Annotated in this window: 1 protein-coding gene; it reads left to right on the top strand. The window is 27.7% G+C overall.

Annotation, left to right across the window (positions count from 1 at the left end):
- The first annotated feature begins 67 nt into the window (after positions 1–67).
- The gene (locus tag VQ048_RS12295; RefSeq protein WP_327611938.1) at positions 68–613 is read left to right on the top strand and encodes a hypothetical protein; all 546 of its coding nucleotides are present in this window, start codon (positions 68–70) and stop codon (positions 611–613) included.
- The last annotated feature ends 203 nt before the right edge of the window (positions 614–816 follow it).

The following is an 816-nucleotide window of genomic DNA, read 5'->3' as shown; positions in this document are numbered from 1 at the left end:
CCGTTGTACGACATTTTAAAAAAGGTTGTCAAAAAACTAAACTAATTATAATTAAAAAAGAAAATTTATGAAAAAAACATTATTCCTAAGTGTTTTAAGTTTACTCACAATTTCTTGTTCAGATAAATTATCTGAATCTAAAGTTAAGAGTCTTGTAAATGAATGTTTGGAAAAAGATCCTATTTATGGAAAAGGAGTTATTAGAAGTGGAAAGGTTTCTTATATGTCTGAAGAAGATATAAATCAATATCAAGAATTACAAAAAAAAGGGTTGTTAACAATTGAAAGTAAGGAAGAAAAAAGTGGTTGGTTTACAAATAAATTTCAATTAGTTGCTTTGACTGACAAATCTAAGTCTTATGTAATTGAAAGTAAAGATATATCTGAAAACACTAAAGTCAATTATGTGAAGTTATATACAAATAAGTTAGATAAAGTTGGTTCAATTCAAGAAATTCCTTCAATGAACATTGCTGAAGTAAGTGTTACCTATAAAAAAGAAGATAAGACACCATTTTATGATGTGTTAGAAAAGGACAAAACAGATTTTAATACGAAAAAGATAGCACTGAAAAAAACTGAGAATAACGGGTGGATTTATTGTGAAAAATAAAAAAAACGTCGTACAACATAGTATTTGCAAAAGGCGGAGTTGAGGGAATGATAGAAAGTTTAGTAATATTTCAATCGCAAAATGCTTTTCAATTCAACTATTTTGATTAATTTAGTTTCATTGAAAAAGCATTTGCTACGGTTGGACTGAATTGAACTTAAGGTTCATTTCAGTTCCGCCCTTCGCAAATACTTTTTCCGTTA

Origin of the sequence: Bergeyella anatis (assembly GCF_036016955.1) — a bacterium.
In the GTDB taxonomy this organism is placed as follows: domain Bacteria; phylum Bacteroidota; class Bacteroidia; order Flavobacteriales; family Weeksellaceae; genus JAYWXI01.
Note: the sequence above shows the minus strand (reverse complement) of the source record. Positions and strands in the feature narration are given on the sequence as shown.

Excerpts from the sequence above, each read along its gene's own strand:
- VQ048_RS12295 (WP_327611938.1), top strand. The coding sequence starts at position 68 with ATGAAAAAAACATTATTCCTAAGTGTTTTAAGTTTACTCACAATTTCT.